The sequence below is a fragment of the Rhizobium sp. 16-488-2b genome, from assembly GCF_017741815.1.
Classification (GTDB): domain Bacteria; phylum Pseudomonadota; class Alphaproteobacteria; order Rhizobiales; family Rhizobiaceae; genus Rhizobium.
Window position 1 is genome coordinate 1 of the sequence record NZ_JAGHMF010000004.1, and the last position, 25,453, is coordinate 25,453.

Consider the following 25,453-nt stretch of genomic DNA (forward strand, 5'->3'; position numbering starts at 1 on the left):
GTGCGGGGGGGGCGGAGGTGGCGGTGTGGTGGTGCGTGGGGGGTGGGTGGGGGGTGGGGGCGTCGAGGGGGGGGGGGGCGAGGGGGGGGGGGTGGGGGAGGGCGGTGGAGGCGGCGGTGGTGGCGAGGGGAGCGGGGGCGGCGGCGGGGGGGGCGGCGGTGGCGGGGGTGGCGGGGGCGGCGGTGGCGGCGGCGGCGGTTGGTAGCCTTTAGGCTTGACCTTTCCGCTCCAGCCCCTTAACCGCCACTCACAAACTGGAAAGGGACGGGCATGAAGGTTCTGTTGATCGGATCGGGCGGACGCGAGCACGCATTGGCCTGGAAGCTGGCGCAATCGCCCGAACTCACCAAGCTCTACGCCGCCCCCGGCAATCCAGGAATTGCCGAGCACGCGACGCTTGTCCCCGTCAACACCGAGGACAACGACGCCGTCGTATCCTTCTGCAAGGACAACGCGATCGATTTCGTCGTTGTCGGCCCGGAAGCGCCGCTGGTGGCGGGCGTTGCCGACCGCTTGCGCGCCGAAGGCTTCGCCGTTTTCGGTCCGTCTGCTGCCGCAGCCCAACTCGAAGGCTCCAAGGGGTTCACCAAGGATATCTGCGCGCGCTACGATATCCCTACCGGCGCCTATCAGCGTTTCAACAATGCCCCCAAGGCCAAGGCGTATATTCGCGAGCAGGGCGCCCCGATCGTCGTCAAGGCCGATGGTCTTGCAGCCGGCAAGGGCGTGACGGTTGCGATGACAATCGATGAGGCGCTTGCCGCCGTCGACGATTGCTTCGAAGGCGCGTTTGGCGCTGCCGGTGCCGAGGTCGTGGTCGAGGCCTATCTCGATGGCGAAGAGGCAAGCTTTTTCTGCCTGAGCGACGGCAAGCACGCATTGGCGCTCGCAACCGCCCAGGACCACAAGCGGGTGGGCGAGGGCGATACCGGTCCGAACACCGGCGGCATGGGCGCCTATTCGCCAGCCCCCGTCATGACGCCTGAGATGGTCGAGCGCACGATGAAGGAGATCATCGAGCCCACCATGCTAGGGATGGCCGAGAGCGGCTACCCCTTCTCCGGCGTCTTCTTCGCCGGCCTGATGATCACCAAGAAGGGCCCGGAGCTGATCGAATACAACGTCCGCTTCGGCGATCCCGAATGTCAGGTGCTGATGATGCGCCTGAAGAGCGATCTCCTGCCGATCCTTTATGCGACCGCCACCGGCACGCTGGACAAGGTGACCGCCGAATGGAGCGACGATCCAGCACTGACGGTCGTCATGGCTTCGAAGGGTTATCCCGGCAGCTACGACAAGAACACCCCGATAAAGTCCATCCCGGAAGCGGGCGAGGGCGCCAAGGTGTTTCATGCCGGCACAGCGCTGAAGGATGGCGCGCTGGTCGCCGCCGGCGGCCGCGTGTTGAACGTCACCGCGACGGGCAAGTCCGTCGGCGAGGCCCAGGCCCGCGCCTATGCGCTGCTCGACAAGGTGGAGTGGGACAACGGCTTTTGCCGCCGCGACATCGGCTGGCAGGCGATCAAGCGCGAAAAAGCGTGATCGCACGCCGAAATCGGATCAGTTCTCTAAATTTTTACCCTTTCCCCTGACGGGATGGAAATAAAGCCGCGTTAAACCTGTGTTCAAGGTAAGACGGAGTGTTTCCATGCGTCAGGTTTCTGCGGTTGTTTTGGGTGTCGTTGCTGCGTTGATGGCGGGTTCCGCCATGGCGTCGTCGATCGACGTGGTCGGCGCCAATGCTGCCTCCGCTGACAGCAGCATCCTCAAGATGACCTGCACCACATGCCCGCCGCTTCAGGTCGTGGAAGCCAAGAAGGAATACATCGTCCCGACGCTCGCCGATGGCGCGCTCGAGCACTCGCAGATCCGCGACGTCGACGGCGAAAAGAAGCTGTTTCGCACCGAAGGCTGGATGGGCGGCTCGCCCGTCGTGTTCGTGACCAAGGCGCCCGCGCCGGTGGCTGTTGCCGCTGCCCCAGCCGCCATCGATGGTGTCGATACGGCGACGACCTCGGCCGTCATTGGCGCTGATACCAAGCCCGTGGTCGCAGGTGCTGCAGGCCAGCCGGCGGAACAAACGCGCCCGCTCGACGTTTCTAATTTCAAGCTTAGGCCCTGATTTAAAGTTCCCTGCCCCTCCCGTCCAAAGTTTTGGTCATCCGGGGCTCCACCTCAAAAGGGTGGTGAAATGCGCTCCTGAAGAGAAGCAGGGGCGCATTTTCTATTTTATACTTCGCCGGCCCAGGCTGGCACCGCGTTTGGACCCACTTCGTGTTTGGGACATCATCTAGTCCTTGGTTAAGTGTTTCTTATAAAAAACAGGCCATTTCTAGCTGCGACCGGTAGCCGCATGTCGTTTTCGCAGCAGTACCAGCGTCGGGCGCCGTGGCGCCGGCGCATACGCGGTAGGATACCGCGCCGGATGATCTCACCAGAGCTCCGTTGCGAGGCCAAATGAAGAATCTTAGAATTTCCAGGCAGTTGTTTTTGCTCGTCGCCGGCTTGATGGTGGCCTTCTGTGCCGCCTCCTACCTGCAGATACGCTCCTCGACCAATGCGATCTATCATGAACGCAACGAGATGCTGCGCACCCAGGTGGAATCCGGCCTGTCCATCATGCAGCAATATTACGACCGCGAGAAATCCGGCGAGCTGACCCGCGAGCAGGCACAGGCGCTGGCATACAAGCAGCTTTCGTCGATCCGCTACGAGCCCAACGGCTATTTCATCGGCTACGACTACGACGTCGTCATGCGCATCACCTATGATACGCCGAAGCTCGGCAAGAGCAGCAAGGGTTCGCCCGACAGCCGCGGCAAGCCTTACCGCGACGAGATCGTGAAGGTTGGCCGCGCCGGCGGTGGCATCGTCGATTTCTACGGCCCGAAGCCCGGCCAGCCGGCCGATGCGCAGTTCCGCAAGGCCGTCTACACCAAGGCGTTCGAACCCTGGCAGGTTGTGGTCGCGACCGGCGTCTATCTCGACGATCTCGACGCGCAGGTCCGCTCCGACGTGCTGAAGGCGCTGTCCGGCGGCCTCGTCGTGCTGCTTCTGGGTGCTGCCGCCGCCTTCTACGTGGTTCGCAGCATTTCCGGCCCGCTGACCCGCATCCACACCGCCCTCCAGGCTGTCGCCGAAGAAAACGTTACGATCGCCATTCCCCACACCGACATGAACAACGAAGTGGGCATGATGGCCAAGGCCACGAAGGCGCTGCAGGAAAAGGTCCGCGAGCGCCACGCCATGTCCGAGCGCGAAGCCGCCCAGCAGATGGCGCTCGACGATGAGCGCGAGAACAACCAACGCATGCAGCGTGATGAAACCGCGGTGCAGGCCCATGTGGTCTCCACCATCGGTCAGGCGCTGGAGCAGATCGCCCGCGGCGATCTCACGGTCCGCTGCGCCGATCTCGGCCAGAAATACGCCACCCTGCGCGATAACTTCAACGATGCGCTCGGCCATCTCGAGGCCGCCATGTCCAAGGTCTCGGTCAAGGGCGGCGATATCGCTGTCAGCAAGGAAGAGATCCGCCGCGCCTCCAACGAGCTGTCGCAGCGCACCGAGCGCCAGGCCGCAAGCCTGGAAGAAACCTCGGCCGCCCTCGACGAACTCAGCGTCGCCGTGCGCCAGACCGCCGAAGGCGCGCATGAAGCAAGCCAGCGCGTCCACGCGGTCAGCTCCGAGGCGAGCCGCAGCGACGCCGTCGTCACCCAGGCGATCGAGGCGATGGGCGGGATCGAGAAGTCTTCCGAGGAAATCGGCAAGATCATCGGCGTCATCGACGACATCGCCTTCCAGACCAACCTTTTGGCGCTTAATGCCGGTGTCGAAGCCGCGCGTGCCGGCGAAAGCGGCAAGGGCTTCGCCGTCGTCGCCCAGGAAGTCCGCGAACTGGCTCAGCGCTCGGCCGCTGCCGCCAAGGAGATCAAGGACCAGATCGCCCGCTCCTCCGGCCAGGTCGAACAAGGCGTTCGCTTCGTCGGCGAGGCCGGCGAGGCGCTGAAGCGCATCTCCGACCAGATCAAGGCCGCCAACGACATCGTCTCGAAGATCGCCCACAGCGCCTCCGAGCAGGACACGACGCTGCGCTCGATCACCTCCTCGATCAACCAGCTCGACGCCGCCACCCAGCAGAACGCTGCCATGGCCGAAGAGACGACGGCCTCGGCGGAATCGCTCGCCAGCGACACCGACGAACTCCTCAACCTGATCCGCGGCTTCCGCGTCGGCACCCAGGCTGAGTACGGGGCAGCGCAGGCTCGACGCGCGGCGTAAGGCTTGCGGCAAGGACAATAGGATGACAGCAGCCGCCGGAGCGATCCGGCGGCTGTTTTTGTTGTTGAGGGGGCGCGCGATCAGTGGCGTGGCTTGGCGTGGGAGCCATTCACCTTGCATTCCTGGAGACGTGCTTAGATCCTCGGCACGAGGCCGAGGATGACGTTGAGAATTGGGAAGCCATTTCTTTTCAATGACTTGCCGAAGTGCGCCCCACCCGCCGACGTCATGCTCGGGCTCGTCCCGAGCATCTGCTGCCGTATCGACGGGCTCGACATGAATGGACCTTGCCGAGAACAGACTCCCTAGTACACCGGCACCGCCGTCAGCCGTTTCCCGTGCTACTTCCGGCTCGTCTTCTTCGCCGTGACCAATGCGTCGCCTTCATCGGGTTCGCTATCGGGAACGCTGTCGAGGATGGCGAGGGCCGCACTGACATCGCCCCGTTCCGCGCGCTTCTTCAAGCTCATGATTGCCCGCCGGTGCCCGATGCCGTCGGCGATGAAGGCGGAAAGCAGCTGGTTCAGCGATACATTGTCCTCCGCCGCCGCGCGCTTGGCTTCTTCCATCACATGATCGGCTAATCTGAGAGGATAGGTGCTCATGTCTCTTGTCTCCTTTGCGCGATGAAATCTCCAGCGGTCATGACTGACATGCCAAAGGCGCTGACTGCGGGATGCCGGAAATGGCGATCGTTGCTGATGATCAGGGTGGCTCCAGCTGCCAAGGCGCACTCGATGTAAATGTCGTCCTTCGGGTCGGCGAGGAACGGCCTGAAGTGAAACCACGGCGAGACGAGCTCGGCCTTGCTGAACACCGCATCGAGCACGATGTCGATCTTGCTCTCGCTGAGCCAGGGAGCCTTGCCGAGAATGCCCGGCCGCTTCAGCACATCTTCATACTCCAGCGCCACCGCCGGCGACAAAGCGAACTCGGCGCCACCAGTAAGCATCTCGCGCACAAGCTGATGCGAGGCGCCTTTCGAGGATCGCAAAGCCGAAACCATGACATTAGCATCAACGACGATCATGGCGGTTGTATGATATCGCATGTGATATCATGTCAAGACATGCCGATCTCGCCATTCAACGTCCCAAACGCTTGCGCCCAGCCCCGCAACATGTTCATGAAAACGCAAACGCCACCCGTCGCCAAACTGAGAGCCCACCATGCAGACCACCGAGCCCAGCGCGCCATGACCACGCTTGCAGCCTATGCCGGCCTCTTCGCCATCTCGCTGATTGCCGCGACTATCCTGCCCGCGCAGTCAGAAGCCGGGCTGGTCGCGCTCATTCTCTCCGGGCAATATTCCACGCTGCTGCTCGTCATCGTCGCCAGCGTCGGCAATATCCTCGGTTCGCTGGTCAACTGGCTGCTTGGCATCGGCATCGAGCGTTTTCGCCACAAGCGGTGGTTTCCGGTGGGGGAAGTGGCGCTCGATCGGGCGCAGCGCTGGTATCGGCGGTATGGGAAGTGGTCGCTGCTGGCAAGCTGGTTGCCCATCGTCGGCGATCCCATCACCGTCGTCGCCGGCGTAATGCGCGAGCCGCTGCCGGTCTTTCTGCTTTTGGTGACGATTGCCAAGACCGCGCGTTACGCGGTCCTGGCGGTGATCACCTTGGGCATCGTCGGCTGAGAGGGATCAGCCGGCGATCTTCGAGAAGTCGGCCACGGTGCCGGTGGCTTCGCGGATCAGGCGCAGCAGCGCCAGGCGGTTGGCGCGGATCGCCGCGTCCTCGTCGTTGACGAGCACGTCGGTGAAGAAGCGATCGACAGGCGCGCGCAGCGTCGAGAGAGCCGCCATCGCCGAGCGGAAGTCTTCCTTCTCGATCGCGCCGGATGCCTCGGCCGAAACCGTCTTGATCGCCGCGAAAAGCTCCTTCTCGGCTTCGAGCTTCAGGAGCGCCTCGGAGACGCCGTCGGCGACCACGGTACCCTTCTTCTCTTCCGCGGCCAGCAGCTGCACGGCGCGCTTGGTGCCGGCGAGCAGATTCTTGCCGTCCTCGGAGCTGACGAAGGCCGTCAGCGCCTCGACGCGACGGGCAACCATGCGGAGATCGTCGGTCTCGGGCGTCAGCACCGCGTCGATCAGGTCGTGCCGGGCGCCCTGGTCGCGCAGATAGACCTTCAGTCGGTCGTGGAAGAAGGACAAGAGGTCGAGCTGGCGCGACATGTCGTCGGCGGCAACCGTATTGCCGATATCCATGTCGATGCGCGCCATGTGGCTGACAATGCGCGGCAGAAGCGTCAGATGCACGCCGCGCTCAAGGATGATGCGGATGACACCGAGCGCGGCACGGCGCAGCGCGAAGGGATCCTTGGAACCCGTCGGCTTCTCGTCGACGGCCCAGAAGCCGATCAGCGTATCGAGCTTGTCGGCAAGCGCCACCGTGATCGCCACCTTGTCCTGCGGCAGCTGGTCGGATGGGCCCTGCGGCTTGTAGTGCTCCTCGATCGCGGTCGAGACCACGGCCTCTTCGCCCTGAAGAGCAGCGTACTTGCGGCCCATAACGCCCTGCAGCTCGGGGAATTCGCCGACGGCTTCGGTGCGCAGATCAGCCTTGGCGAGAACCACGGCGCGATCGACCAGCTTGTAGTCGGCGCCGGCGGGGAAGGCGACCTTGGCGGCCATGGCGCGGATGCGCTCCACCCGTTCGCCCTGCGTGCCGAGCTTGGCATGGAAGGTGACATTCAGCGCATCGAGCTTGGCCATGCGCTGGTCGAGCGGCTTTTTGAGGTCCAGACTGAACTTCTTGGCCGAAGCCTCGAGCGTCTCCAGATCCGGCAAGTCGCCCTGGTCGCGCTTCCAGAAGTGCAGCGCGTCGGAAAGACGGGCGCGCACGACCTTGCCGTTGCCGTGGATGATTTCCTTGCCGCCATCCGTCGCTTCGATGTTGGAGACGAGGATGAAATTGTTCGAAAGCGTCTCTTCACCCGGTTTGCGGGTGACGAAGCACTTCTGGTTGGTCTTGATCGTCAGTCGGATGATCTCGGACGGGATCGAGAGATAGGCTTCCTCGAAGCTCCCCATCAGCACCTGCGGCCATTCGACGAGGCCGGAGACCTCCTCCAACAGGCCTTCGTCCTCGACCAGTTCGAGGCCGTTGGCGAACGCGACGTCGCGGGCGTCGTGCAGGATGATGTCCTTGCGGCGCTCGGCGTCGAGGATGACCTTCGCCTTCTCGAGGCTGGCGACATAATCGTCGAAGCGCTTGACGGTGATCGCCTCTGGCGCATGAAAGCGGTGGCCGTAGGTGATGTTGGAGGCGACGATGCCGGAGATTTCGAACGGAATGACCGTCGTTTCCTCGTGCTCGGTGCCAAAAAGGCAGACGATCGACTGCAGCGGCCGCACCCAGCGCAGCGAACCCGGCTGCGACGAGGCCTTGCCCCAGCGCATCGGCTTCGGCCAGGGGAAGTCGCGGATGATCGATGGCATCACCTCGGCGATGATCTCCTCGGCGCTGCGGCCGGTCTTGGAGATGATCGCGACGTAGAAATCACCCTTCTTCGGATCGCTCTGCACCTGCGCCTCGGAAATCGAGGTCAGCCCGGCCGCGCGCAAGAAGCCTTCGATCGCCTTTTCGTTGGCGTCGGTGCGCGGTCCCTTGCGTTCCTCGCGCACATCGGCGGAGCGGGCGGTCAGCCCGCGGATATCGAGCGTCAGCCGGCGCGGCGTCCAGTATTCCCGCGCACCCTCATAGGAAAGTCCCGCCTCGACGAGCGCGTCGGTCACAAGCTTCCTCAGATCGCCGGCAGCCTTGCGCTGCAGGCGGGCCGGGATCTCTTCGGAGCGGAGTTCTAACAGCAGATCGGGCATGACACTTTCCTTGCCTCCACGGGGAAGGCGCTACCTTGCGGGTCTGAAAACGGTCGCCTCTGCTAGCAAAGAATGGCGCAGATATACAAGCTGCAAAAGCAGGGAGGATATCCTGAGACAATAATTTGCCGAGGTTTTTCTCGCAGTCGCTGGCCATCTTTGTTCCCTGCGACGTGCCTGCCCGCGCGCTCATGGCTCGCATTGCATTCGAGCCAAAGTACCCGCGTTGTCCAATGACCGTCGAGAGGGTTGATTGTTAGCCACCATAGGATTATGCAAATCCGATTTATAATCGCATTGGTAGAATTGTTTCTCGGGCTGAGCTTCGCCGCAAGCCATGTTTACTTAAAGGAAAAAGCTGATGGGTCTCGACATTGCCGCCTACGAAGGTCTTACAAAAAACGATAGCTTGAAATTCGTCGATGGCGACGTTTTCAACCAGCAGCATGAGATCGTGGATATCCCCGACAATGCTCTGATTGCCTTCATCAACCCTGCGTTTCCTGACCGGGCTCGTGATATTGAAGATCGCTGCATCTACAACGCTGTCGACCGCTTCAGCTTTAAAGCAGGGTCTTATAGCGGCTACAACCGATGGCGGGAGATGCTTGCGAAGCTTGCCGGTTATCCGGAAACCCGCCTTCAAATCAACGGCACGGAACAATCTCAGCACGCCTTTGGCGCGTGGATCGCCACGGCCGGCCCGTTTTGGGAGCTAATTAACTTCTCCGATAATGAAGGGATAATCGGGACGTCTGCCAGCAAGAAGCTATCAGCAGATTTCGCGACTTTCGATGACGCGGCAAGGGCTGTCGGTGAGGCCGAATTTTACCAATTGTTTCAACTGTGGCAGAGAGCCTTCGATATGGCCGCACGCGATGGCGCCGTGAATTTCGTTTGAATGCGGCCTCTGGTCATCGGAGCTGACAGCAGCCGTGGCCTCTAGGATGTTCGTAAAGGCGGGGTGCAAGCACCCCTCCAACCACCCACTTCCGCTGTGGAAACCCATCTCCATCCTTGCCTTGCCGCTTTTCGCCGCTATGGTCCGCCACCTCAATTGAAACGCAGGAACTATCATGGCCGCTGATATCCGCATGCTCTCCGCAGTCATCGCCTCCGAGATCAATGCCCGGCCCGAGCAGGCCAAGGCCGCAATCGAGTTGCTGGATGAGGGCGCGACCGTGCCGTTCATCGCGCGTTACCGCAAGGAAGTGACCGGCGGCCTGGATGATACGCAGCTGCGCGATCTCTCCGAACGCCTCGTCTATCTGCGCGAGCTCGAAGCCCGCCGCGATACGATCGTGGAATCCATCACAGGCCAGGGCAAGATGAGCGACGAGCTGATGGCAAAGCTCAAGGGCGCCGCTACCAAGGCCGAACTAGAGGATCTCTATCTGCCCTATAAGCCGAAGCGCCGCACCCGTGCCGAGATCGCCCGCGAGCGCGGCCTCGGTCCGCTCGCCGAGGCAATCCTCGCCGACCGCTCCAAGGAGCCGGCAACGCTGGCCGAAGCCTACATCACATCAGACGTGCCCGACGTGAAGACAGCGCTGGAAGGCGCCCGCGATATCGTCGCCGAAGGCATCGCCGAAAATGCCGACCTGCTCGGCAAGCTGCGCGCCCATATGCGCGGTGCCGCGCTTCTCAAGGCCAAGGTGGTCGACGGCAAGCAGGCGGCGGGCGAGAAGTTCTCGGACTATTTCGACCATTCCGAACGCTGGGCAACGGCCCCCGGCCACCGCGCGCTCGCCATGCTGCGCGGCTGGAACGAGGAAGTGCTGACGCTGACGATCGAGGCCGACGCCGAGGTAGCCTCGCCGAACAAGCCGGTCGAGCGCATGATCGCCGCCGCCTACGAGATCGGCAACAGCCGCCCCGGCGATCGCTGGCTGATGGAAGTCGCCAGCTGGACGTGGCGCGTGAAGCTCTCCATGTCGCTGTCGCTCGACCTGATGCGCGAGCTGCGCGAGCGCGCCGAGGAAGAGGCGATCCACGTTTTCGCCCGCAATCTCAAGGACCTGCTGCTCGCGGCCCCCGCCGGTTCGCGCCCGACCATGGGGCTTGATCCGGGTATCCGCACCGGCGTCAAGGTCGCCGTCACCGATGCCACCGGCAAGGTGGTCGCGACCTCGACCGTCTATCCCTTCCAGCCGCGCAACGATGTGCGCGGCGCCCAGATCGAGCTCGCCTCGCTGATCCGCAAGCACAATGTCGAGCTGATCTCGATCGGCAACGGCACCGGCAGCCGCGAAACCGAAAAGCTGGTGGCCGACATGCTGGCCGATCTGCCGGGCGCGAAGCCCACCAAGGTCATCGTCTCGGAAGCCGGTGCCTCGGTCTATTCGGCGTCGGCCACCGCTGCTGCCGAATTCCCCAATCTCGACGTGTCGCTGCGTGGCGCCGTTTCCATCGCGCGCCGCCTGCAGGATCCGCTGGCCGAGCTCGTCAAGATCGAGCCGAAGTCGATCGGCGTCGGCCAGTATCAGCACGATGTCGACCAGCAGAAGCTGTCGCGTTCGCTCGATGCCGTGGTCGAAGACGCGGTGAATGCCGTCGGCGTCGATCTCAACATGGCCTCTGTGCCGCTTCTGGCGCGTGTCTCCGGCCTTGGAACCTCGATCGCCGAAGCCATCGTCAGGCATCGCGACGAGACCGGACGCTTCGAGACCCGCCGCGATCTGCTCAAGGTCGCCCGCCTCGGCCAACGCACCTTCGAGCAATGCGCCGGCTTCCTGCGCATCCGCGATGGCAAGGAGCCGCTTGATGCCTCCTCGGTTCACCCCGAAGCCTATGGCGTCGCCAAGAAGATCGTCGCCGCCTGCGGCCGCGACCTGCGCACATTGATGGGTGACAGCGCGGTGCTGAAATCGGTCGATCCGCGCCAGTTCATCGACGACAAGTTCGGCCTCCCGACGGTCAAGGACATCCTGTCGGAGCTGGAAAAGCCCGGCCGCGACCCGCGCCCGAGCTTCAAGACCGCGACCTTCGCGGAAGGGATCAACGAGATCTCCGACCTGAAGCCGGGCATGACGCTTGAGGGAACGGTCACCAACGTCGCCGCCTTCGGCGCCTTCGTCGATATCGGCGTCCATCAGGACGGCCTGGTGCACGTCTCGCAGCTTGCCGATCGCTTCGTCAAAGATCCTCACGAAGTTGTGAAGGCCGGCGATGTGGTCAAGGTTCGCGTCGTCGAGGTGGATGCAAAGCGCAAGCGCATCGCCCTTTCCATGCGCAAGGATGATGGCGCGGGCGCGCCTGCGCCGCGCGGCGAAACCCGTTCAAATCCAGCCCCTCGCGGCGGCAACGAGCGGCGCTCGTCCAGCCCCAAGCAGGAGAGCCAGGGGGCATTCGGCGCAGCACTCGCCGAGGCCATGAAGCGAAAATAAGGGTTTACGGATAAGCATTGCAGAAATGTCACACTTCGGCAGCCTTGTTGCCGAAGTGCCAAATACGGCGCTTGTAAGGCAGGCCAGACGGCCTAAGTTGACTGGATTCCTGTCACATTGCGAGGCCTTACTTATGGCGTCGGCTTTCTTATCGATTGTCCAAAAAATCATCCGCAAGGGTAACCTTAAGCTCACACTCGCCAATGGCGAGACACACACCATCGGGGACGGCACCGGAGATCTCGTTGCCGCCCGCGTTGCCGACGAGGAGGCGGAGCGACTGATCCGCCGCGACCCCACCCTCAAGCTCGGCGAAATGTACATGGATGGCCGGTTCATTCTGGAACAGGGCAACATCTACGATTTCCTGGCCCTGGTGAAACAGAACACCACCAACGAAATCTTCGACATCCCGATGGCGGCCCTCCTGATCGGCCGCATCGCCCTGCAGCAGCTGAAGAGCCGTCTGCCCGTCAATCACAACAAGCGCAACGTTGCCCATCACTACGACCTGTCGGAAAAGCTGTTCGAGCTCTTTCTCGATGAGGACTGGCAATATTCCTGTGCCTATTACAATCCGCCGGGCATCAGCCTGGAGGAGGCGCAGGTCGCCAAGAAGCGCCACATCGCCGCCAAGCTCCTGCTTCAGCCCAACCAGCGCGCGCTGGAAATCGGCTCCGGCTGGGGCGGCATGGGCATGTATTTAACGGAATCGACCCCGGGGCTCGATCTCACCGGCATCACGCTCAGCGAAGAGCAGCTGAAGATCTCGCGCGAGCGGGCGCAAAAGCGCGGTCTCACTGACCGGCTGCGCTTCGAGCTGCAGGACTACCGCACGATGAAGGGGCAGAAGTTCGACCGCATCGTCTCGGTCGGCATGTTCGAGCATGTCGGCATCGGCAATTTCGGCAACTTCTTCCGCAAGGTGCATGAGTTGCTCGCCGATGACGGCGTCATGGTGCTGCACTCGATCGCCCGTCCGAAGCCGAGCTTCGGCACCAATGCCTTCATCGAGAAGTATATATTCCCGCAGGGCTATATCCCCTCGATCGGCGAAACGCTGCCGGCCATCGAAAAGGCGAACCTGCTGGTGCGCGACGTCGAGGTCCTGCCGCTGCACTATGCCTACACGCTGCGCCATTGGCGCGAGCGTTTCGTGGCGCGCAAGGCGGAAGCCGTGGCGCTTTATGACGAACGCTTCTTCCGCATGTGGGAGTTCTATCTGGCCGGCTCCGAAATGGGCTTCCGCTGGGACGAACTCTTCATCATGCAGATCCAGATTTCCAAGAACCAGTATTCCACCCCCGACAATCGCGACTATATCGCCGCGAACGAGGCGAAGCTGAAGGAATTCGAGGCAACGCGTCCGCCGCTCGAAAAGGTCATTCTCTGACTTGATGAAAAGGCGCGGCGAGACCCGCGCCTTTTTTATTCCCGCTGTTTCATTTTGAAAGGGTTGCGAGATGAGCAGTGCCTACCCCGAGATCACGCTGGTGCGCCACGGCGAGACCGAATGGAGCCTGTCGGGCCGCCACACCGGCCGCAGCGATATCCCCTTGACCGAAAACGGCGAAGCCGCCGCCGGCCACCTCGGCCCGCGCCTTGAAGGCCTGACCGTCGCCGAAGTCTGGTCGAGCCCGTCCCAGCGCGCCCGCAACACCTGCCGCCTTGCCGGCTTCGGCGAGCGGATGGTCGTCAAGGAAGACCTCGCCGAATGGGACTACGGCGCCTATGAGGGCATCAAGACTAGGGAAATCCTGGCTGACCGCCCCGGCTGGCAACTCTTCCGCGACGGCTGCCCCGATGGCGAGACCGCCACCGACGTCGGCGCCCGCGCCGACCGCATCATCGCCACGATCCGCGCGGCAAATGCCCCGATCCTGATATTCTCCTCCTCCCACTTCCTGCGGGTGCTGGCGGCTCGCTGGGTGGGGTTGCCGCCGGAGGGTGGCGCGCATTTCGTGCTGGATACGACGAGCGTCAGCGTGTTGGGGTATGAGCATGATCTCGGCGAGCCGGTGATCCGGCGGTGGAATGGGTAGTTTTTTGGGGACGTAGTTTAGGCTGACCTCAGCGCCCGGAGCCCCCTCATCCGCCCTTCGGGCACCTTCTCCCCGTGGGGGGAGAAGGGGAGGAGGTTGAGCAAGCGGCCCACCCCGAGTCCCTTCTCCCCAGCGGGGGTCCGTAGGACGGGTCGAGACCGTTGGCTCGACCCCGGTCGATGCCGGCAGGCAGATGAGGGGGCCGCACCCACCAATCTCACCACCCACACCACCCCACCATCCCGCTTGACCCGCCATCCCCCACGTCGCTAGATGACCGGATGCAACAGATCGACGGAATCAACGGGCGCGTTGCGGATGCGCCGTCCAACAACTGGGTTTACCGGGTGCTGCCGCCATGGCTCTGGCCATACGCGCAGCTGGCGCGCTGGGATCGGCCGATCGGCTGGCAGTTGTTGCTGTGGCCCTGCTTCTGGTCGGCGGCGATGGCGGCCAATGCAGCTGCCCATGTCGGCCTCTTTTCCGGCGGTCAGCTGATCTGGCATCTGGTGCTCTACTTCGTCGGTTCCGTCGCCATGCGCGGCGCCGGCTGCACCTATAACGATCTCGTCGATCACAAGATCGATATGGAAGTGGCGCGCACCCGGTCGCGCCCGCTGCCATCAGGCCGCGTCACCCGCATGCAGGCGAAGATCTTCATCCTGCTTCAGGCGCTGGTCGGCCTTCTGGTCGTCCTGCAGCTCAACTGGTTCTCGGTCATTCTCGGCGTCGCATCGCTTGTCATCGTGGCGCTCTATCCCTTCGCCAAGCGCTTCACCGATTGGCCGCAATTCTTCCTCGGGCTTGCCTTCTCCTGGGGCGCGCTGATGGGCTGGGCCGCGATCTTCGGCAGCCTCTCGCTGGCGCCGGTGCTGCTCTATATCGGCGCGGTCGTCTGGACGATCGGCTACGACACCATCTACGCCCACCAGGACAAGGAAGACGACGAGCTGATCGGCGTCCGCTCCACCGCGCGCCTCTTCGGCGACAACACCAAGCCATGGCTGGTCGGTCTCTATGGCCTGATGCTGATCCTCACCTTCGCAGCCTTCCTGCTCGCAGGAGTCGGCATCATCGCCTATCTCGGCTTGGTTGTCGCAGCCGGCATGTTCGCCTGGCAGATCATCACGCTCGATATCAACGATGCCGATCAGTGCCTCGTGCTGTTCAAGTCGAACAACCGCGTCGGCATGATCATCTTTATCGGCCTGTTCTTGTCGCTGCTGTTCGTGCTGCCGTAGGCGCAATCCCTACGGAACGTGCTGCATGATGATCTGCGTGTGCAGCATTGGGGCATCGGCGCCGAAATAGGTGTCGAGCACCGATAGAAAATCGTCGGACAGATAGAAATCCGTCAAGGCGCGATCGGCGAGCAGCCGGAAATCGGCGTCGTTTCGGGGCAGGGCGATCGCGTAGGGCTCATGCGTGAACAAGCGATTGCCGACCTCGAGCAGGGATGGATCGCGCGCCCGGGTTGCCAGACTGGTGAGCAACACCTGATCGCCGATATAGGCGTCGATCTTGTGGTCCTCCAACGCCTTGAGGCCATCCTCATGCGTTGCGAAATCGGCAATCGTCGTCTTCGATGCCTGGCCTTTCATGGCGTCGTGGAGTGCTGCACCTGTCGTCGAGTTCGCCCGCGCGCCGATAACGCTCGGCGACGCCGCACGTTGGCTGACGGCGCTGACGGCCGGCTTGTCGAAGAAGAACGACTGCAGATAGTCAGGTGAATCCTTGCGAAGCAGGGCGCTTGCCCCGGTCAGGAAGATCGGCTGCGAGAAATCGACGATCTCCCGCCGCTCCAGATTGACCGTGATCGCGCCGCAAAGCAGATCAACTTCACCATCCTTCACCGCATCGAAGCCGTTGGCGAGCGTCTTCTGGACGTATTCGCGTTTCAGTTCCGGCACCTGATGCTCGATGTCGTCGGCGATCCTGTTGCAGAGGTCGATCGCATACCCCGTCGGCTCTGCCCCGGCCTTGGCCGCGGAGAAGGGCGCTTCGTCGTCGATATAGCCGATCCGCACCGTTCCGCGCTCGATGATGCCGTCGAGGGTAGCCGCACTTGCCGTCAGGGCTGAAAGGGAGAAGGCGATAATCGCCAGCGGGAGCCGTCTCATGCACTTTGTTGCCACCGGCATGACGCTCATCTCCGAAAGACGGTTGCGATCTCAAAGCTGTGCACGCAGCTTATGGCCCGCCGGGTATTTGTCAACCGAGGTCCAAAAACGAAAAACCCGGCACGCCGGCCGGGTCTTTCCGTCTGATCTCGTGCATCGGCCCTTAGCTGCGGGCGATGATTTCCTTGCCTTCGATCTTCATGGCGACGCCGAGCGTGCCGGTCGAGCGGCGCACGAGGAAGCGTGGGCGGCGGTTGGCGAAGTAGGAGTGGCGACGGCGCGGCTTCAGGTGGCTGGTGCGCAGTTCGCCGAGATGTTCTTCCAGCGGACGGGCAATGCCGTCGGCCTCGACCATCAGCATGGGAATACGGAAGGCTTCCGACCATCCGCGCCAGTCGGCGGCGATGTCGGCGAGATCATGCGCGACCAGAAGCGGCACGCAGAGATCGGGATCTTCGTGATGCAGTTCGAGCGTGACGGTCACTTCGCCATTGCCATGGTCGATGGCGCGGGCGGCGACGCCCTTGAAGGCGCGCTTCGGCAGCGCGATGGAGAGCGGAAGGCCGCTGGAAGGCAGGATCTTGCGCAGGATGGCGCCGCGTTCGTCGATCGTGATGCTCACATCGCTTGTGGAGTCGTGGATGGCGTAGCTCACCTGCTGCGGAAAGCGCGACGGATCAAGACGAAGTGTCGCTCCAGCCCATGCGGGCTTCATAACCGTATTGTTCATGTTCATTCTCACCCTTGTCTTACCTGAGAGCCGGTTTCCGGTCTTCTCCTCGGGACTTTTCGTCCTCTGTGGCTGACAATAGGCGCCGCCTGTTCGCGACAGCTTAAAAATCGCGGTTAAGAAGACCTTGCCTCCCTGGATGGTTATCAAAACCAAACGTGGCAGGGTTTCCGAGAGGTGAACGAAGGAGTGTGTCAGGTTGCGACAGGGCGCGGGTAAGTCTCGGGTAAGCTTTTCATAGCAAAATGGGGCGGAAACCGTATGTCATTCATCCAAGACTTTGTCGGAATAGAACGCTTATGATCTCTGCTTCGTTGGGCTACACGATAATATCGGGCGATTTGCAGAAGAGTCTGGACCGCGTCGCGTCGCAGGCGACGGTGAAGCGCGAAGCCCAATATTACGAAGAAAACATCAATAAGGTCAAAGATGTAGACGACTTCCTCGGCAATTATAAGCTCTACAGTTATGCGATGAAGGCTTACGGCCTTGAGGATATGACCTACGCCAAGGCCTTCATGAAGAAGGTTCTCGAGAGCGACCTGACGGATTCCAACAGCTTCGCCAACAAGCTGTCGGATAGCCGCTACAAGGAGTTTGCGTCCGCCTTCAATTTCGGCACGGCGGCGACGGACGCGCAGAGCGATAGCCAGGAAACCGATATGCTCGGTCTCTACACCCAGTCCTTCGCGGACGAGGGCGCCAACGCCGCCAAGGAATCGACCTATTACAGCACAGCGATCGACAAGGTTCAGAGCGTATCGGGTTTAACGTCGAACACCCGCCTGCGCACTTACGTTCTGAGCGCTTTTGGTATCGACCCGACCTACGCCTCCAACGATTATCTCAGCAAGGTCCTGACCAGCGACGTCAACGACCCCAATAGCTTCGTCAACACTAGCGGTAGCGCCAAGTACAAGGCGCTCGCCGCCCAATTCAGCTTCAATGCAGATGGGACTGTTAACGGCACGGCGCAGACCGTCGATCAGAAAAACGCCGTCATCGAGCAGTACAATCTCACTGTTCCTTCTGTCGTCACGCCGAAAGCAGCCGAGTACAACAAGGCTTACTTCGACGCCAACATCGGCTCGATCACCAGCGTCGATCAGCTGATATCGGACAAGCGGCTGACGTCCTACATCAAGGCCGCCTACAGTACGGGCGAGGATTTCAGCGATGCGGGTCTCAAGCGCGTACTGACTGATTCAAGCTACGCCAGCCTGCTTGGGTACAGCGCGGTCAACGCCGCTTTCAATTTCAACGTCGACGGCACGGTCGACGCGACGAAAGCAGGCTACGCCGCGCAGACATCGGCCCAGATCGGCGCGACGGCGACTGCTGCCAGCAATGTGTCGAGCGCCTACGCAACCAAGATCACCAGCATAAAGACGGTCGACGATTTGATCGCGGACACGACGATGACATCCTATATCAAGGATGCCTACGGCGTTCCCCAAAGCTTGAGCGACGCGGATCTCAAAAGCGTTCTGACAGATTCCACCTATGCCAGCCTGCTCGGCTTTCAAAACGTGCACGACGCCTTCAATTTTCAGGCGGATGGCAGTGTTACGGCCGATGGAGCGCAGTCTACCAGCCAGACGCGTCTCGCTGGTTATAGCGCGAGCGACAATCTCAGCTATTACCGCAACAAGATCAGCACGCTCTCCAATGTTGACGACCTGATTGCCGACACGAAGCTGACGAGCTTCCTAAGGAGCACCTATTCGCTGCCGTCAACGATCAGCGATGCCGATCTGAAAAGCATCCTGACGGACCAGAGTTTTGCCGCGACGAGCGGGTACAGCAACGTCAATGAGGCATTCAATTTCGCCGCCGATGGCTCCGCGGCTGCGATGTCAGGCCCGCAGAGCACCCAGCAGACGACGAGTGTTGATACGCTTTATGCCGCGCATTACACTGACGAGCAGCAGGCTGAGATCGATAGCTCCGTTGCCAACTTCAAGACGCGAATGGCTGACGACAAAGTCACCAATGTCACCGATTTCCTACGCACGAACCTCACCTCCGACACGGACACCAGCAATGACAGCCTTCCGGATCTGTACCAGATGGCGCTTCGCTCCTACGGCCTGACTGAGCAGGATGTTTCGCGCACCGAGATGCGCAAGCTGCTGCAGAGCGATCCATACGATCCCAAAGGTTACGTTGCCTCGCTGAAGGACGATCGGATCACCAATATGGTGCGCGCGTTCAATTTCGGAACGGATGGCAAGGCTACATCTGAGGTGCAGGCCGTATCGACGGCCGTGCTTGCGAAATATGGAACCACCTATGCTTCGCTCGCCACGCTGGGCATGGCGTCCGGTCCTTTGAGAGACAAGGCATCCAAGGACGCGACCACCGACGTTGATGACTTCGCCAAGAAGATCGCGACGGTGAAGTCGCTCGACGACTTTCTAGCCGACAGCGATATGACCGATTTCGTCTTGAAGGCCAACGGCCTCGATCCGAAGGACTACGACAAGGAGACGCTGAAGAAGATCTTCACCTCCGATCCGGCGGACGCAAACAGCTACCTGAACAAGACGGCAGCTTCGAAATTCAAGGAGATCGTCGCCGACTTCAATTTCGACACATCAGGTAACCTGACCCGCTCCAAGATCGGTGCGATCCAGAACGTCGGCGCAGAGGAGCGGACCCAGCAAGGCTATCTGCAGATGACGCTTGAAACGCAGCAGGGCGAGAGCAATGACGGCGTGCGCCTCGCGCTTTACTTCGCCCGAAAGGCGCCCAGCATAACGTCGATCTACTCGCTGATTGGCGACCAGGCGCTGTTCCAGGTGATCACCACCACCTTCAGCCTGCCGACGAGCATGTCGAACATGGATGTGGATAAGCAGGCGACCATGCTGAAGAAGTTCATCGATATCAATGATTTGCAGGACCCGAAGAAGGTCGAGAAGCTGATGAACCGGTTCACGGCCATGTATGATCTGGCAAACAACACCCAGACGTCGCCGGCGCTGACAATCATGAGCTCCTACGCCTCGAACGCGGCGGCGATCAAAACCAGTTAGAGCCCGTCGTGGTTAGATTGAAGCGGTCGGCGCACCGCTTCGCTCGTCAATCGATGTTGACGACCTTCCCCGGGTTCATGATGCCTTCCGGATCGAAAGCCTTCTTGATGCGGCGCATCAGGTCGATCTCGATCGCCGGCCGGATCGCGGCAAGCTCGTCGCGCTTCAGCTGGCCGATCCCGTGCTCCGCCGAAATCGAGCCTCCATGCGCGAGCACCAATCCATGCACGATCACGTTCATCTCGTGCCAGCGCTCGAGAAACGCCTGCTTGTCGGCGCCAACGGGCTGCGAGATGTTGTAGTGGATGTTGCCGTCGCCCATGTGCCCGAAGGCGCAGATGCGCGCGCCGGGCATCGCCGCCATCACCGCCTGCTCGGCTTCGTGCATGAACTGCGGTACGGTCGAGACCGGCACCGAAACGTCGTGCTTGATTGATCCGCCTTCAGGCTTCTGCGCTTCCGACATGCTCTCGCGCATGTGCCAGAGCGCTGTCTGCTGCGCAACGGATGAGGCGATGGCCGCGTCCTGCACCAGACCTGCCTCGAAACCCTGTTCCAGCAGTGCCGTCATCATCCGCTCGGCGGTCTCGGCCGAATCGGAGGTCGAGATGTCGATCAGCACATACCAGGCATGTTCGCTCTCCAGCGGATCGCGCACGCCCTCGATATTGCGGGCGGTGATCTCCACGCCGAAGCGCGGCATCAGTTCGAAACCGGTCAGCGACGTACCGCAAAGGCTGGAAGCGAGGTTGAACAGCGATAGCGCGTCCTCGACCGAGTTCAGGCCGGCGAAGGCCACCTGCTTGCCGAGCGGCTGCGGGAAGAGCTTCAGCACCGCGCCGGTGATGACGCCCAGCGTGCCCTCGGCGCCGATGAAGAGGTCACGCAGGTCGTAGCCGGTATTGTCCTTCTTCAGGCGGCGCAGCCCGTCCCAGATCTCGCCGGTCGGAAGCACGACCTCAAGCCCGAGGCAGAGCTGGCGCATGTTGCCATAGGCAAGCACCGCGGTGCCCCCGGCATTCGTCGAGAGATTGCCGCCGATGCGGCAGGAGCCTTCCGAGCCGAGCGACAGCGGAAACAGCCGCCCATGCGCCTCGGCCGCCTTCTGCACGTCGGCAAGGATCGCGCCGCCATCGGCGACGAGAACGTTGGCAACGGGATCGACGTCGCGGATCTTGTTCATCCGTTCCAGCGACAGGATGATATCGGACTTGCCCTCGCGCGGCGTCTGCCCGCCGACAAGCCCGGTATTGCCCGTTTGCGGCACCACTGATGTGCCGGTCTCGCTGGCGAGCTTGAGGATGGCGGAAACTTCGGCAACGTTGGCGGGCTTCAGGAGCATCGGCGATGAGCCGTGATAGAGGCCGCGGTTTTCGATCAGGTGCGGCGCCAGATCAGCCTCGCTGCGCAGCGCGTACTTGTCGCCGACGATGGCTGCGAAACGGTCGAGTAGATCAGGTGAAACGCTGCTCATCGGGCTTTATCCTCTGTTATTCCCGTGGGGCCGCGGCACGCCGCAGCCGGTCGTTAATGGCTTCGCCGAGACCCACGTCGGGAATGGCGCTAAAGGCGATCGTCGCAGCACCACTGGCATCGGCGCGCTTCATGTAGTCGAAAAGATTGGTGGCCGCTTCGGCAAGATCGCCGCTCTCGCTGAGATTGAGCACGACCTTTGCTCTATCCGCATTGGCAACAGGCGAGGGGCCGAAGGCGATCAACGCCTCTCCATCTCTCACCTCGATCGCATCGAGCCGCACAGCCGCCCCCGGCGCATAATGCGAGGCCATCATGCCCGGCGCCTCGATCGCGGCGGACGCCACTTTCGGCCGCACCAGCTTCACGCCGGCAACGCGTTCGATCTCGTCTGCCGGCAGCCCGCCCGGTCGCAGCAGCCTGAGCTTGCCATCCTCGACCTTGACGATGGTGGATTCCACGCCGACATCGCTTGCCCCGGCATCGAGGATCAGCTTGATCTTATTTCCGAGATCGGCCTGCACATGGGCGGCGCTGGTGGCGCTGATCTTGCCTGAGGTGTTGGCGCTCGGCGCCGCCAGCGGATGGCCGAAGGCGCGGATCAGTTCGCCGGCAAATCCCTTCGGCACCCGGGTGCCGACGGTGTCGAGCCCGGCCGTCGCCAGCGCATGAATGCCGCTCGTGGCCTTCAGTGGCACGACGATCGTCAGCGGACCGGGCCAGAAGGCTTCCGCGAGCGCCCGCGACAGCGGATCGAAATCGGCATAGGTCTCCGCCATTTCGAGATCCGCCATATGGCAGATCAGCGGATTGAACTGCGGGCGGCCCTTTGTCTCGTAGATGCGAGCGATGGCGGCCGGATTGGTGGCGTCGGCGGCAAGGCCGTAGACGGTCTCGGTCGGAATGGCGATCGGCAAACCTTCGCCCAGCACCTTGCACGCGGCGTCGATCGCCTGCTGGCTGTTCTCGGTGATGTCGATGATCTCTGCCATATGCCGCCCGGATAGTCTGTCCGGCAGTCCTTATGCCCTTGCGGCCCCGCGATCAATATCAGAGCTCGCGAATGGCCTCAAAGCTGGCGAATGATCTCGCGAAGCTGCTGGTTACGGGCGCCGAGCAGCAGCACGTTTTTGATCGCAACCTGCGGATCGTCGGTGCGGAATAGCAGGCCGTTGCCGCGGATATTGCGGTCGATCGTCATCTTCTCCGGCGTATGCTCGCCGGGCCGGATGGCGACGGCGAAGTACATGCGCGAGTAACGCACGTCGATCTTCTCGAAGACATTGTCGTTGTCACCAATATCGGCGTAGAAATTGGCGATGTAGAAGGCCCAGCTGACCGCGTCATATTGCGCAAACTTGGTGCGCGCCGCCGTCACATGGCAGTAGCCGAGATGTGGGCTGTCTTCCAGCGTGCGGTGAAACACCATCTTCGGAAACTGGATGGCGCGGTGAAAGCCGTTGATATGCTGGTGCGTCTTCTCGCCGGCGGTCTGCAGCTTGCGGCCGGTCTTCTCGGCCACTTCGTCGTGGGTGAGATAGCGACGCTCGGCGGCCAGCCAATGCGACTGGTGGCGGGTGATCTTGCCGGTGCGCAGAAATTCGGAATGCGGCGCGACCGGCGCGGTGGGCTGGTCGATGCTCGCTCTGGCGTCGAAGTAACGAAGTTTCGCCATGGTCTCGGATCCGGCTGCCTGTCTCTTTGGCCGAAGGATAGGCAATCATGCTTAATGCGATGTTAAATTGGGCCGACTGCGATTGCCGCTGCTACAAACGGCCACAAGCTCTGTCGCAAACAGAATATCGCCGGCAAGGCCACTCTCGCCTTCCTTGATCTCTGGTAATTTCGACAAAGTCGCAAATAATCCTATTTGTTTGAAGCGACGCGGAAATGCCCGTTTTCCGTCGTGCCGCCAATGCCCGAATGCAACTGTCGTCATTTTCGAAGCCGATGTCGCTTTGCAACCACGCGGGCGGCGTGGGCAGTGGTTAAATGTATGACATAGGCAATATCTCCTTCGGGAGAGGGGGCGAGCGCTTCCCGCGGCTTTCGCCATCCGATATGTGGCAGCCCGAATAGACGAGGATATGAGATGGATATTCGCAGCAACGTTTTACGGCAGCTCAAGAACCGCCGCGAGGGCTTCAGCCTCGAGCAACCCTTCTATATCGACGAGGATTACTTCAAGCTCGATATGGAGATGATCTACTATCGCGACTGGCTGTTCATGGGCCATGACTGCGAGCTGCCGAAGGCCGGCGCCTATTTCACCGTGCAGATCGGCCAGTATCCCGTCGTCATCGTTCGCGGCCGCGACAATGTCATCCGCGCCTTCCACAACAGCTGTCGCCATCGCGGCTCGCGCGTCTGCACCAAGGATCACGGCTCGTCGGTCCGTCTTGTCTGTCCCTATCACCAGTGGGCCTATGATCTCGACGGCAAGCTCGCCTTCGCCCGCCACATGGGCGACGATTTCGACAAGTCGGGCTTCGGCCTGAAGCCTGTGCATTGCGAGAGCTTCGGCGGCTATATCTTCATCTGCCTCGCCGACAAAGCGCCCGACTTCCAGCCGGTTCGCGACATGGTCGCCCCCTACATGATGCCGCATCACTTGAAGGACGCCAAGATCGCCTTCCAGAGCACCATCATCGAGAAGGGCAACTGGAAGCTCGTCTGGGAAAACAACCGCGAGTGCTACCACTGCGCCGCAAACCATCCCGAACTCTGCCGCACCTATCCCGAGGCCCCGAGCGTCACCGGCACCGATGGCGGCGCCGATGATCCGGAGATCGCGGGCCATTGGGCGCGCTGCGAGGCCGCCGGCCTTCCCAGCAAGTTCCAGATCTCGCCGGATGGCCAGTTCCGTGCCGCCCGCATGCCGCTGATAGAGGATGCCGAGAGCTACACCATGTCCGGCAAGCGCGCCGTCGCCCGTCCGCTGTCGGATGACGTGACGATCGACCGGATCGGCACAATGCTGCTCTTCCACTACCCGACGACGTGGAATCACATCCTCGGAGATCACGCCATCTCCTTCCGCGTCCTGCCGCTCAGCGCCAATGAGACGGCCGTGACCACCAAGTGGCTGGTCCACAAGGACGCCGTCGAGGGTGTCGATTACAATCTCGAGGAACTGACGCACGTCTGGACCGAGACCAACGACCAGGATCGCCGCATCGTCGAGGAAAACGCCTTCGGCATCCACTCGCCGGCCTATGAGCCCGGTCCCTACTCGATGCTGCACGAGGGTGGCGTCATGCAGTTCCTCGAATGGTACGCGCTGTTTATGACCAGCCGCCTGCAGGGCGATCAGGCCAAGCTCTCCGTCGTCGCCTGACGCTAACCTCGCAAGAGAATACGGCCCCGCGCTTTACGAAAGTCGGGGCCGTTTTTCGTTTTGGGCGTTCAGAAATCCTGGTAGTTCAGGGCGTTGATTTCACGCGGCGGCACCGATGAGGTCACGAGCCCATCCCGCGCGGCCACCGTGACCGCTGTCGCGGCTGCCGGCAACTGTGTGGCGGCGGGCAATTGCGCGATCGGCGGCAGGCCCGGTGTTCCGGCCACGACCGGTGGCGGCAGCGGCTGGCGCGGTTCCATCTCGATCTTGGCGAGGATCAGCGGCGGATCCGGCTCGCGCGCCGGCAGCAGGTTGCCCTGCGCCCAGATCTTCGCAAGGTCGGCCTTGCCCATGGCGGCGACATTGACGTCGATATCGGTGAGCGTGCCGGGCACACGGTAGGGGCAGCGCCGCTTGCTGCAATTGGCGCCGGCCGAGAACTGCCAGAGCAGGTAGTTGTCCCAGTTGCCCATCGGGAACACGCCTTTGACGTCGGGCTTGTAGCGCGCATACCAGATCGGCAGCCGTGCCAGCACCGGATAGTCGTTGCGATAGGCGGCGATGTAGCGGGACGTGTCGTGGTTGGTGTAGAGCACCGGATAGCGCCCGGTCCGTGTCTTGATATGGCCGACGAAGATCTGTGCATCCTCGAGCGACATGAATTTCGTGGGGTCGATGCCCTCTAGGTCGAGGATCATCATCTCGTCCGGCTTGGGTGTCGCATAGTCGAGAAAGTGGTTGGCCTGGTCGATCGGGTTGCCGGGGCGGGCGAGGTGATAGGCGCCCCACAAGAGCCCGGCCGCGCGCGCCACCAGCCTTCGCGTCTGGAACAGCTCGCGGCTGACCGCGTATTTGCGCCACATCGTCTTGCAGTGTCCCACCGTGTCGCCGGCATGGTCGCCATCGCACGAGAAACTCTCGGGCAATCCGTCGGACGCCTTGGAGATGAAGCCGGCGATCCGCTTGTCGGAGGTCAGCGCCTCCCAGTCGATAGTGTTCAGTTCGTAGCCATCGACGACGAGCGCGTTCTCGGTCTTTTTCCAGGGGAGGGTGTCGGCGGCCGTGGCGTAATGAGACAGTCCGGCCGTGATCGCCAGAAGCAGAATACGGAGAGTGGCTCTTCCATGCCGTTGCTTCATGTAACGAGAGTGATGAAAACTGGTTAATGGACTATTTATCAGATTTTACGAATAAACAAAAAACCGTGACCGGTCGCGAAAAAAGATGCG

At 61.9% G+C, this 25,453-nt stretch carries 20 protein-coding genes; 11 read left to right on the forward strand and 9 right to left on the reverse strand.

What is annotated here, in order from left to right:
* Positions 1-270: 270 nt before the first annotated feature.
* From purD to J5286_RS04710, 3 genes are all read left to right on the forward strand, one after another.
* A complete protein-coding gene (gene purD / locus J5286_RS04700) occupies positions 271-1,542 on the forward strand; it encodes a phosphoribosylamine--glycine ligase (RefSeq protein WP_209189355.1) in 1,272 nt (423 codons plus the stop codon).
* A gap of 106 nt (positions 1,543-1,648) precedes the next feature.
* Positions 1,649-2,122 (forward strand): plant virulence effector HPE1-like domain-containing protein, encoded by a 474-nt coding sequence (locus J5286_RS04705; RefSeq protein WP_209189357.1) that lies wholly within the window; start codon positions 1,649-1,651, stop codon positions 2,120-2,122.
* 335 nt (positions 2,123-2,457) lie between these two features.
* Complete coding sequence (locus J5286_RS04710) at positions 2,458-4,278, forward strand: methyl-accepting chemotaxis protein (RefSeq protein ID WP_209189359.1); 1,821 nt, start codon at positions 2,458-2,460, stop codon at positions 4,276-4,278.
* A 341-nt stretch (positions 4,279-4,619) separates the two neighbouring features.
* Here J5286_RS04710 and J5286_RS04715 read toward each other — a convergent pair whose 3' ends face one another.
* Both J5286_RS04715 and J5286_RS04720 read right to left on the reverse strand, forming a co-directional pair.
* A complete protein-coding gene (locus tag J5286_RS04715) occupies positions 4,620-4,883 on the reverse strand; it encodes a hypothetical protein (RefSeq protein ID WP_209189361.1) in 264 nt (87 codons plus the stop codon).
* Positions 4,880-5,329, reverse strand: a complete 450-nt coding sequence (locus J5286_RS04720) for a putative toxin-antitoxin system toxin component, PIN family (RefSeq protein ID WP_245205352.1) — start codon at positions 5,327-5,329, stop codon at positions 4,880-4,882. Before J5286_RS04720 ends, J5286_RS04715 begins: the two co-directional genes overlap by 4 nt.
* 144 nt (positions 5,330-5,473) lie before the next feature.
* Here J5286_RS04720 and J5286_RS04725 point away from each other — a divergent pair, with 144 nt between their 5' ends.
* Positions 5,474-5,914 (forward strand): YqaA family protein, encoded by a 441-nt coding sequence (locus J5286_RS04725; RefSeq protein WP_209189619.1) that lies wholly within the window; start codon positions 5,474-5,476, stop codon positions 5,912-5,914.
* 6 nt (positions 5,915-5,920) lie between these two features.
* Here J5286_RS04725 and glyS read toward each other — a convergent pair whose 3' ends face one another.
* Complete coding sequence (gene glyS, locus J5286_RS04730; RefSeq protein ID WP_209189363.1) at positions 5,921-8,098, reverse strand: glycine--tRNA ligase subunit beta; 2,178 nt, start codon at positions 8,096-8,098, stop codon at positions 5,921-5,923.
* 361 nt (positions 8,099-8,459) lie between these two features.
* Between glyS and J5286_RS04735 the strand changes: the two genes are divergently transcribed.
* The 5 genes from J5286_RS04735 to ubiA all read left to right on the forward strand — a co-directional run bounded on the left by J5286_RS04735 (position 8,460) and on the right by ubiA (position 14,767).
* Positions 8,460-8,999 (forward strand): hypothetical protein, encoded by a 540-nt coding sequence (locus J5286_RS04735; protein ID WP_112982242.1) that lies wholly within the window; start codon positions 8,460-8,462, stop codon positions 8,997-8,999.
* Between the two features lie 175 nt (positions 9,000-9,174).
* Positions 9,175-11,484, forward strand: coding sequence for a Tex family protein (locus tag J5286_RS04740; protein ID WP_209189365.1), 2,310 nt, complete (start codon positions 9,175-9,177; stop codon positions 11,482-11,484).
* 133 nt (positions 11,485-11,617) lie between these two features.
* Positions 11,618-12,877, forward strand: coding sequence for a cyclopropane fatty acid synthase (locus J5286_RS04745; protein WP_113235428.1), 1,260 nt, complete (start codon positions 11,618-11,620; stop codon positions 12,875-12,877).
* A gap of 70 nt (positions 12,878-12,947) precedes the next feature.
* Complete coding sequence (locus tag J5286_RS04750) at positions 12,948-13,526, forward strand: histidine phosphatase family protein (protein ID WP_209189367.1); 579 nt, start codon at positions 12,948-12,950, stop codon at positions 13,524-13,526.
* Between the two features lie 281 nt (positions 13,527-13,807).
* Positions 13,808-14,767, forward strand: a complete 960-nt coding sequence (gene ubiA / locus J5286_RS04755) for a 4-hydroxybenzoate octaprenyltransferase (protein ID WP_209189369.1) — start codon at positions 13,808-13,810, stop codon at positions 14,765-14,767.
* A gap of 9 nt (positions 14,768-14,776) precedes the next feature.
* On the opposite strand, the gene J5286_RS04760 is transcribed toward ubiA, so the two are convergent.
* A complete protein-coding gene (locus tag J5286_RS04760; RefSeq protein WP_245205354.1) occupies positions 14,777-15,646 on the reverse strand; it encodes an amino acid ABC transporter substrate-binding protein in 870 nt (289 codons plus the stop codon).
* Positions 15,647-15,809: 163 nt separating this feature from the next.
* Complete coding sequence (locus tag J5286_RS04765) at positions 15,810-16,376, reverse strand: DUF6101 family protein (RefSeq protein WP_209189373.1); 567 nt, start codon at positions 16,374-16,376, stop codon at positions 15,810-15,812.
* Between the two features lie 299 nt (positions 16,377-16,675).
* On the opposite strand from J5286_RS04765, the gene J5286_RS04770 reads away from it, so the two are divergent.
* Complete coding sequence (locus J5286_RS04770) at positions 16,676-19,414, forward strand: DUF1217 domain-containing protein (protein WP_209189375.1); 2,739 nt, start codon at positions 16,676-16,678, stop codon at positions 19,412-19,414.
* A gap of 46 nt (positions 19,415-19,460) precedes the next feature.
* On the opposite strand, the gene J5286_RS04775 is transcribed toward J5286_RS04770, so the two are convergent.
* The 3 genes from J5286_RS04775 to J5286_RS04785 all read right to left on the reverse strand — a co-directional run bounded on the left by J5286_RS04775 (position 19,461) and on the right by J5286_RS04785 (position 22,562).
* Entirely contained in the window at positions 19,461-20,888 is a 1,428-nt protein-coding gene (locus J5286_RS04775) for an FAD-binding oxidoreductase (RefSeq protein ID WP_209189376.1), read from the reverse strand.
* Positions 20,889-20,904: 16 nt separating this feature from the next.
* Positions 20,905-21,879: an L-threonylcarbamoyladenylate synthase gene (locus J5286_RS04780; protein WP_209189378.1), complete on the reverse strand. Its 975-nt coding sequence runs from the start codon at positions 21,877-21,879 to the stop codon at positions 20,905-20,907.
* A 77-nt stretch (positions 21,880-21,956) separates the two neighbouring features.
* The gene (locus tag J5286_RS04785) at positions 21,957-22,562 is read right to left on the reverse strand and encodes a DUF6656 family protein (protein ID WP_209189380.1); all 606 of its coding nucleotides are present in this window, start codon (positions 22,560-22,562) and stop codon (positions 21,957-21,959) included.
* 417 nt (positions 22,563-22,979) lie between these two features.
* Here J5286_RS04785 and J5286_RS04790 point away from each other — a divergent pair, with 417 nt between their 5' ends.
* A complete protein-coding gene (locus tag J5286_RS04790) occupies positions 22,980-24,224 on the forward strand; it encodes an aromatic ring-hydroxylating oxygenase subunit alpha (protein ID WP_209189382.1) in 1,245 nt (414 codons plus the stop codon).
* Between the two features lie 68 nt (positions 24,225-24,292).
* Here J5286_RS04790 and J5286_RS04795 read toward each other — a convergent pair whose 3' ends face one another.
* Complete coding sequence (locus tag J5286_RS04795) at positions 24,293-25,363, reverse strand: glycoside hydrolase family 25 protein (protein ID WP_209189384.1); 1,071 nt, start codon at positions 25,361-25,363, stop codon at positions 24,293-24,295.
* Positions 25,364-25,453: the final 90 nt, after the last annotated feature.

Bases quoted from the DNA above. Each gene is read 5' to 3' on its own strand.
- purD (WP_209189355.1), top strand. From the start codon at position 271: ATGAAGGTTCTGTTGATCGGATCGGGCGGACGCGAGCACGCATTGGCC.
- J5286_RS04705 (WP_209189357.1), top strand. From the start codon at position 1,649: ATGCGTCAGGTTTCTGCGGTTGTTTTGGGTGTCGTTGCTGCGTTGATG.
- J5286_RS04710 (WP_209189359.1), top strand. From the start codon at position 2,458: ATGAAGAATCTTAGAATTTCCAGGCAGTTGTTTTTGCTCGTCGCCGGC.
- J5286_RS04715 (WP_209189361.1), bottom strand. From the start codon at position 4,883: ATGAGCACCTATCCTCTCAGATTAGCCGATCATGTGATGGAAGAAGCC.
- J5286_RS04720 (WP_245205352.1), bottom strand. From the start codon at position 5,329: ATGCGATATCATACAACCGCCATGATCGTCGTTGATGCTAATGTCATG.
- J5286_RS04725 (WP_209189619.1), top strand. From the start codon at position 5,474: ATGACCACGCTTGCAGCCTATGCCGGCCTCTTCGCCATCTCGCTGATT.
- glyS (WP_209189363.1), bottom strand. From the start codon at position 8,098: ATGCCCGATCTGCTGTTAGAACTCCGCTCCGAAGAGATCCCGGCCCGC.
- J5286_RS04735 (WP_112982242.1), top strand. From the start codon at position 8,460: ATGGGTCTCGACATTGCCGCCTACGAAGGTCTTACAAAAAACGATAGC.
- J5286_RS04740 (WP_209189365.1), top strand. From the start codon at position 9,175: ATGGCCGCTGATATCCGCATGCTCTCCGCAGTCATCGCCTCCGAGATC.
- J5286_RS04745 (WP_113235428.1), top strand. From the start codon at position 11,618: ATGGCGTCGGCTTTCTTATCGATTGTCCAAAAAATCATCCGCAAGGGT.
- J5286_RS04750 (WP_209189367.1), top strand. From the start codon at position 12,948: ATGAGCAGTGCCTACCCCGAGATCACGCTGGTGCGCCACGGCGAGACC.
- ubiA (WP_209189369.1), top strand. From the start codon at position 13,808: ATGCAACAGATCGACGGAATCAACGGGCGCGTTGCGGATGCGCCGTCC.
- J5286_RS04760 (WP_245205354.1), bottom strand. From the start codon at position 15,646: ATGAGACGGCTCCCGCTGGCGATTATCGCCTTCTCCCTTTCAGCCCTG.
- J5286_RS04765 (WP_209189373.1), bottom strand. From the start codon at position 16,376: ATGAACAATACGGTTATGAAGCCCGCATGGGCTGGAGCGACACTTCGT.
- J5286_RS04770 (WP_209189375.1), top strand. From the start codon at position 16,676: ATGATCTCTGCTTCGTTGGGCTACACGATAATATCGGGCGATTTGCAG.
- J5286_RS04775 (WP_209189376.1), bottom strand. From the start codon at position 20,888: ATGAGCAGCGTTTCACCTGATCTACTCGACCGTTTCGCAGCCATCGTC.
- J5286_RS04780 (WP_209189378.1), bottom strand. From the start codon at position 21,879: ATGGCAGAGATCATCGACATCACCGAGAACAGCCAGCAGGCGATCGAC.
- J5286_RS04785 (WP_209189380.1), bottom strand. From the start codon at position 22,562: ATGGCGAAACTTCGTTACTTCGACGCCAGAGCGAGCATCGACCAGCCC.
- J5286_RS04790 (WP_209189382.1), top strand. From the start codon at position 22,980: ATGGATATTCGCAGCAACGTTTTACGGCAGCTCAAGAACCGCCGCGAG.
- J5286_RS04795 (WP_209189384.1), bottom strand. From the start codon at position 25,363: ATGAAGCAACGGCATGGAAGAGCCACTCTCCGTATTCTGCTTCTGGCG.